This is a genomic window from Pararhizobium mangrovi, assembly GCF_006516965.1.
Classification (GTDB): Bacteria; Pseudomonadota; Alphaproteobacteria; order Rhizobiales; family Rhizobiaceae; genus Pararhizobium_B; species Pararhizobium_B mangrovi.
The window spans coordinates 79690-86215 of sequence record NZ_VHLH01000003.1 but is presented as its reverse complement, the minus strand read 5'-3'; the positions used below and the strand labels follow the sequence as shown (position 1 = coordinate 86215).

Sequence of the window (6526 nt, the reverse complement as noted above, 5' to 3'; positions counted from 1 at the left end):
CGTACCACCAGTACGCTCGTCGCCATCCGTCTCGGTCCTGACGCAAACAGGGTCGGCAGAGCGTTTCCGTATAAACCTGAAAGGCTCTAGCGACCGGGCCCTCTTCGAATACGGATTACGGTCGCCGGGCGGCGATCAGTTGCCCTGCTTCTTGGCCTTTTCCTGCGCCTGCTCGAGCTGCTGGCGGGCAGTATCGGCCTTCTTCTGCATCTGCTGCTGAAGAAGCTTCTGGCGCTGCTGCAGCTCGGACTGTTTCATCGGCGCGCCCTCGAAGGCATCCGTGAAGCCCTTCAGGGAAACCTCGACCGGATTCGGCTGGCGGCGAAAATTGACCGACGTGAAGGTGACCTGACCGCCACGCTTGAACGCGTTGACGAGACCGTCGGAAAGCGGAACTTCCGCCACGCACTTGTCCGGCATGCACACGGCATAGCCGAGCTGCTGCTTCTTGTTGTCGTCGATCTGCATGGCGATCCCGGGCTGGATGAGGCGCGCGCTCGGCACGGAAACCTGCAGCAGCTTCTGGTTCGCCTTGCCCTTGACCGTGATGAGGCCGACCGCGGTGACGAGCTGGCCGTTCGAAGCGGCCTTGAGGTTCTGCGTGATGCAGACGTCGTTGTCGGCCTGCTTCGTGCACGCCTTGAACCAGCCCTTCGGCGGCTGTGCCTGGCTCGCGTCACCGGACGAGTCCTGAGCGAACGCGACGCCCGCCATGCCGGCGACGAAGAACGCGGACGCAATCACGCTTCGCGTGGCGGTGGAGAGTTTGCAAGTCATGGAAATGTCGGTCTCCTCAGTGCTGCTCCGGTAACGTGGGGATACGTGCCTTGCCCGAAAACGTCCGCCCCGATCGCTTATCGCTTGGGTGTTCCCGAAATAAGGCATTCGCAAGGCCTTCCGATTCGCCCCCTCCTACATGGCCTTAATCGGAAGTTCCAGCCGGTCGCACGGATTTGCGATGACGCGTCGCGTCCCGCCGCCTCGCCGCGGCGCTTTCATTCTGACATGCTTCGTCCTCTTGATTCGGTGAGATGAGCAGGCGACGGAGTCCCTCATGCGTTTGCCACGCGCGGTTCTGGCGGCAGTTCTCCTGGCGAGCCTTGCGGGCGTCGCCCGTGCGGACGAACCCGTCAACGCGATCGCCATGCACGGCAAGCCGGCGCTGCCGGCCGATTACCGGCATCTGCCCTATGCGAACCCCGACGCGCCCGAAGGCGGATCGATCACCTACGGCGTCGTCGGCAGCTTCGACAGCCTCAACCCGTTCATCCTGAAGAGCATGCGCACGACGGCCCGCGGGATATGGGATCCAGAGTTCGGCAACCTCGTCTACGAAAGCCTGATGCAACGCTCGATGGACGAGCCGTTTTCGCTGTACGGGCTGCTCGCCGAAACCGTCCAGATGGACGACGCACGGACCTATATCCGCTTCAATCTGAACCCGAAGGCCCATTGGTCCGACGGAAAGCCGGTGACGGCGGACGACGTCGTCTTCAGCTTCAGGCTCCTCGCGAAAAAGGGCCGCCCACCCTATTCCAACCGGCTGAACGACGTCGCGAAGATCACCAAGGTAGGCGCGCGCAGCGTGCGCTTCGATCTGAAGAAATCGGCCGGCCGGGAACTGCCGCTCATCCTGGCCATGTCGCCGATCCTGCCGAAGCACGCGATCGATCCTGGGACCTTCGGTCGCACGACACTCGAAAAGCCGGTTGGATCCGGACCCTATAAGGTCGGCGACGTCGAGCCTGGGCGCAGCATCGTCTACAAGCGCGATCCGAACTATTGGGGGAAGGATCTGCCGGTCAAACGCGGCTTCGACAATTTCGGCACCGTTACCGTCGACTATTTCCTTTCGCAGAACGCCTCGTTCGAAGCCTTCAAGAAGGGCATCTTCGACGTCTTTCCCGAAAGCGATCCGATCAGGTGGCGACGGTCGTTCAACTTTCCGGCCGTGCGCGACGGCCGGGTCGTCAAAGACGCGTTCCGTGCCGAAACGCCGTCCGGCATGTACGGCTTCGTGCTCAATACGCGCCGTCCGGTCTTCAAGGACCGTCGCGTGCGGCATGCGCTGGCGCTCGCACTCGATTTCCAGTGGATCAACCGCAACCTCTTCGGCGATGCGTACGCGCGCACGCAGGATTACTGGCAGGGCTCTTCGCTGTCGTGCTTCGGCGTGCCGGCCAGCGCATACGAGAAGAAGCTTCTGGCCCCGTTCCCGGATGCTGTGACGAAACCGGTCATGGAGGGCACCTACAAGCTGCCGGTCACCGACGGTTCGGGCCGCGACCGTACGGTTCTGCGCGAAGCCTACGATCTGCTGACGGCAGCCGGCTATCATATCGACGACGGCCGGATGGTCGATCGGAACGGGCGACCGCTCGCCTTCGAGGTGATGACGCAGAACGCGGGCCAGGAGAAGATCGCGCTTGCCTATCAGCGCACGCTCGCATCGCTTGGCATCGCCATGTCGGTGCGCACGGTGGACGACACCCAGTACCAGCAGCGCACCCTGACGTTCGATTACGACGTCATCGTCAAGAACTATCCCTCGTCGCTTTCGCCGGGATCGGAGCAGATCGGCCGGTGGGCCTCGTCCTCGGCCAACGTCGAAGGCAGCTTCAACTACGCGGGAACCAAGAGTCCCGCCATCGACGCGACGATCGAGGCGATGCTCGACGCACGCTCGCAGCACGATTTTCGCGACGCCGTGCGCGCCCTCGATCGGGTGCTGATATCGGGCTACTACGTCGTGCCGCTCTATCATGTCGATCAGCAATGGATCGCGCGATGGGGGCGTATCCGGCATCCCGACACGACGCCGCTGTACGGTTACCAGCTCGAAACCTGGTGGGATGCGCGCGCACGCAACTGAATTCGTGAAATATTCGGCACAAACAATAGAGGCAGCCCGCCGCGCAGGATGACGGCGGGCCGAGGAGCGATCAGCTTTCGCTCTGCTTCTTGGTCTCTTCCTTGGCGGTCTTCTCGGCCGTGCGGGCGACTTCGCTCACCTTTTCGGCGATCGTCTCGTCGCTGCCTTCCTTCGGCTTGAGACCCTTTTCCTCGGCCTTGTCGCTCGCCGCGGAATAGGTTTCCTCCGCAACGTTCTCGGCACGGTGCAGGGCATCCTCGCCGCGCGCATACGCCTCGTCTCGGAAGCGATCGCGCGTCTCGCCCATCCATTCGTCCTCACTGCGCGTCGGCGGCATCAGTGCACCGGCGGCAGCACCCACCGCAAGCGCGACCGCGCCGAAGACAAGCGGCTCGTCGTGGATCAGGTCGGCAAGGCCGCGGCCAGCCCGCGAACCGGCTCCGTAGACGCGACGCGAGCCGCGGCGGATCGATTCGCTCGCTCCGTGCATGCTTTCGTTCGCCCACTCGCTGGCGTCGTGCATGCCTCCGCTCACCCGTTCGCCGGCATCGTGGAGACCCCGGCTGGCACTGTCGCGAGCGGATTGGGCGCCGCCGGCAATCGATTCACCGGCACGCGAAGCACTTTGCGAAGCACCCGAAGCGGCGCGAGAACCGGCATCACGTGCGGAGCGGGCGGCGTCCGATACGCTGGATCCGCCGCCCGTCGAAGACGACGAGGACGATGGCGAATAGGTCGACGTACCGGTTGCGCCGCTCGTCGGCGTACCGGAGGCAAAGCGCGTGCCCTTCGCCGGGGCATCCTTACGCGAGGCCGGACCAGTCGGGATCGGCTGCGTGGATGCGCCAGCCCTGCCTGCGACCGGTGGCTCGGAGCGATGATCGTCGCGCCAGCGCTCGACGCGATGGGTCATCTCGTCTCCGGCGGCCCGGGCGGAATTGCCGAAGAACAGCCAGGCGATGCCGGCGCCGACGAGGCCGAGCGCCAGCGGATTGTCGCGGACCTGGCGGCCGAGATTGTTCATCGTCTCGGCGCCCTGCCCCTTCTTGAGGTAGCCCGAAAACTCGTCGACGATCTGACCGACCGAGAGACGTTCGCGGATCGCGTCGAAGGTCGAATCGAGATTGGAGCGGTGCGAGTCGGCTTCTTTTTCAAGTCGTTCGGTATCACTGCTCATCGCGTTTGCTCCTTGGCAAGAGTCGTATCTTTCTTGAACTGACGCGCCGTGCGGTTCGGTGCGAGGTTGCTCGGCTGGAGGTCCTTGCGAGCCTTCATGAGCAGTGCGACGCCGATCAGCGCGATGATCACTCCGACGATGAGTGCCGCCCAGCCGCCCCCGATATCCGGGGTGCCGATCTTCGAGATCGCCGAGACCAGTGCCGCAGTCAGCGTCAGCAATGCGACCAGCATGCAGATCGCGCCGGCGATCAGCGATCCGCCGCCCGTTTCCACCTGCGTGATCTTTTCGGAAAGCTCTGCCCTGATGAGGCGCGTCTCGGTCTGGACAAGTTCGCTCGTCTCGTGCAGCGCGTGGACGACGAGGTCGGGAAGCGACTTCGGTTCGCTCCGGCGCTCGTTGCGCTCGGTATCGTGTTCTCTATCGCTCATGGACGTTCCCCCGTATCGGGCGTTTTCGGCGTGGCAGGGTTTCCGGCGGTGGACGGAGACGAGGATGACGGCGACGTCGGCGACACTGGTGAAGTCGGCGACCCTGGTGAAGTCGGCGACCCTGGTGAAGTCGGCGACGATGTCGCTGTCGAGGGCGAAGGTGTCGGACGGTAGGGTTCGGCACGATCGATGCCTTCGGCCGGAGATCCGCCCATACCGCCGCCGGTCGGACTTCCCATCCCGCTGCGCGTCGTCGGCGACGGCGAACGCGACGCGGCGCCGCCGTAGTTCTCGCCTCCGACGTAATCGCCTTCGCTATGTTCCTCGGACGAGCGCGCGAAGCGGCCGAGCGCGAGGCCGGCAAGGGCGGCGCCGATCAGGAACGTCGCGGGACGTTCACGAGCGAAGCGGTTGACCGAACGCGTCAGTTCACCGACGTCGTTGCCGTGAATGGTCCGCGAGGCGTGCTCGAGGCCGCCGGCGACTTCGCGCACGACCTTCGAGGCCATGGACTGGTCGCGCGAACTGAGTTCGTCTGACGCCTTGCGTACGGCTGCGGCGAAGTCGTCGAGACCGCCTGCAACGCTCTCCTTGCCTCGCTCGCCTTCTTCATAGGCCCGATCCTTGGCCTTTTCGGAGAAGTCGGAAGCGGCCTGGCGTGCGGAATCGGCGGCCTTGCGGCCTTCCTCGCGTGCAGAATCCATTTCTTCGCGGGCGCGTTCCTTGGTGCGGTCGACATCGTCGCGCGCCTTTCCGCTCCCGGGTGTTTGCGGTGTATCGGACATGGGTGCTTTCCTCTTTAGTGGAGGCCGAGAAGGGAAAGGACGAATAGGACGATCACGATCAGTCCCACCAGATAGATTATACTGTTCATTAGGCGTCTTCTCCTTGGCGGCGCACTCCTTGACTTGCGTATGCGCCGGTGGTTTCCGCTAACTTCGACGCGAACGTCGCTGCATCGTTGCAAGGATCACGGCGGCGGGAACCGCGAAAGCGAGCTTGCCAAGCGAAACACGCCGACGCCGTTTTTGCTCCCGATCGTCGCGTCTTTCTTTTCTTTCGTCTTCGCGGCGCGTCGCATCCTTCGATCCGACGGCGACGTGGTCGGCCATCAGCGCGCCGCGTTCGCCCATCGGGCTGTCGGGCCCGACGGTCGTATCGACGCTCGTCTGATGCTCCATCTCCGAATTGAGTTCGCCGCCGATGATGAGGATGTTCGCCGTCAGCCAGATCCACGTCATGAAGCCGATCATCGCGCCGAGCGAGCCGTAGGTGGCGTTGTAGGATCCGAAATTGCTGACGTACCAGGAAAATAGGATCGATACGGCGATGGTCAGGATGACCGTCAGCACGACGCCGGGCGTGATCCAGCGCCATTGGGGCCGGCTGCGGCACGGCCCCCAGCGATAGAGCGCGGCGACACCGAACGAGACGATAAGCGCCAGCACCGCATAAGTGCCGATGCGAACCGTCCAGTCCGCGACCCTGCCGAGCCCGAGATGGCCGAGCACAATGGGCAGCACGATGATGATCGCGGCGAAGAGAATGGCGGCGACGATCGCACCAAGCGTGAAGGCGAAGCAGATGAGCGTAAGCCAGACGAAGCCACGCTCTTCGTGTTCGTCATATGCGACGTTCATGGATTCGAAGAGCGCCTTGACGCCCGAATTGGCGCTCCACAGCGCGAACGCCAACGATATGGCGAACGTCAGGCCGAGTGTCGCGGAGCCCTGCTGCGCGAGGCGCGACAGCTGCTCCTTGATGATGTCCATGCCACCGCCGGGAACGACCCCGGAGAGGACGCCCATGTGGCTCTGGATCGTGGCGGGGTCGGCAAAAAGGCCATAGACCGAAACGAGCGCCGAGAGCGCAGGGACCATGGCGAGCAGCAGGTAATAGGTAACCCCGGCCGCGACCAGCATGACGCGGTCGTCCGAGATTTCGGAATAGATTCGCCAGCTTATGTCCCGCCAGCCAGCTGCCGGCAATTCCATTGGCGTCGAGGCATCGCGCCCGCGTCCGTCCGCCGCCATCGTAGTACCTCCG

General features: G+C 63.9%; 6 protein-coding genes. 1 reads left to right on the top strand and 5 read right to left on the bottom strand.

The window, feature by feature from the left end; genetic code table 11:
• Positions 1 to 135: 135 nt before the first annotated feature.
• Positions 136 to 777, bottom strand: coding sequence for an invasion associated locus B family protein (locus FJU11_RS02945; protein WP_141165525.1), 642 nt, complete (start codon positions 775 to 777; stop codon positions 136 to 138).
• 277 nt (positions 778 to 1054) lie between these two features.
• Between FJU11_RS02945 and FJU11_RS02940 the strand changes: the two genes are divergently transcribed.
• Positions 1055 to 2872, top strand: coding sequence for an extracellular solute-binding protein (locus FJU11_RS02940; RefSeq protein WP_141165524.1), 1818 nt, complete (start codon positions 1055 to 1057; stop codon positions 2870 to 2872).
• Positions 2873 to 2942: 70 nt separating this feature from the next.
• Here the strand turns inward: FJU11_RS02940 and FJU11_RS02935 are convergent, their stop codons facing one another.
• The 4 genes from FJU11_RS02935 to FJU11_RS02920 form a co-directional block, all read right to left on the bottom strand.
• Positions 2943 to 4049, bottom strand: a complete 1107-nt coding sequence (locus tag FJU11_RS02935) for a DUF3618 domain-containing protein (RefSeq protein WP_141165523.1) — start codon at positions 4047 to 4049, stop codon at positions 2943 to 2945.
• The gene (locus FJU11_RS02930) at positions 4046 to 4480 is read right to left on the bottom strand and encodes a phage holin family protein (protein WP_141165522.1); all 435 of its coding nucleotides are present in this window, start codon (positions 4478 to 4480) and stop codon (positions 4046 to 4048) included. Before FJU11_RS02930 ends, FJU11_RS02935 begins: the two co-directional genes overlap by 4 nt.
• On the bottom strand, positions 4477 to 5265 hold the full coding sequence (locus FJU11_RS02925) for an ATP synthase F0 subunit B (protein ID WP_141165521.1): 789 nt from the start codon (positions 5263 to 5265) through the stop codon (positions 4477 to 4479). The genes FJU11_RS02930 and FJU11_RS02925 overlap by 4 nt, the downstream gene beginning before the upstream one ends.
• Before the next feature lie 147 nt (positions 5266 to 5412).
• Positions 5413 to 6513 carry a YihY/virulence factor BrkB family protein gene (locus FJU11_RS02920; protein WP_141165520.1) on the bottom strand — a complete coding sequence of 367 codons (1101 nt, stop codon included), beginning with the start codon at positions 6511 to 6513 and terminating at the stop codon, positions 5413 to 5415.
• Positions 6514 to 6526 lie beyond the last annotated feature (13 nt).

Bases quoted from the DNA above. Each gene is read 5' to 3' on its own strand.
- FJU11_RS02945 (WP_141165525.1), bottom strand. From the start codon at position 777: ATGACTTGCAAACTCTCCACCGCCACGCGAAGCGTGATTGCGTCCGCG.
- FJU11_RS02940 (WP_141165524.1), top strand. From the start codon at position 1,055: ATGCGTTTGCCACGCGCGGTTCTGGCGGCAGTTCTCCTGGCGAGCCTT.
- FJU11_RS02935 (WP_141165523.1), bottom strand. From the start codon at position 4,049: ATGAGCAGTGATACCGAACGACTTGAAAAAGAAGCCGACTCGCACCGC.
- FJU11_RS02930 (WP_141165522.1), bottom strand. From the start codon at position 4,480: ATGAGCGATAGAGAACACGATACCGAGCGCAACGAGCGCCGGAGCGAA.
- FJU11_RS02925 (WP_141165521.1), bottom strand. From the start codon at position 5,265: ATGTCCGATACACCGCAAACACCCGGGAGCGGAAAGGCGCGCGACGAT.
- FJU11_RS02920 (WP_141165520.1), bottom strand. From the start codon at position 6,513: ATGGCGGCGGACGGACGCGGGCGCGATGCCTCGACGCCAATGGAATTG.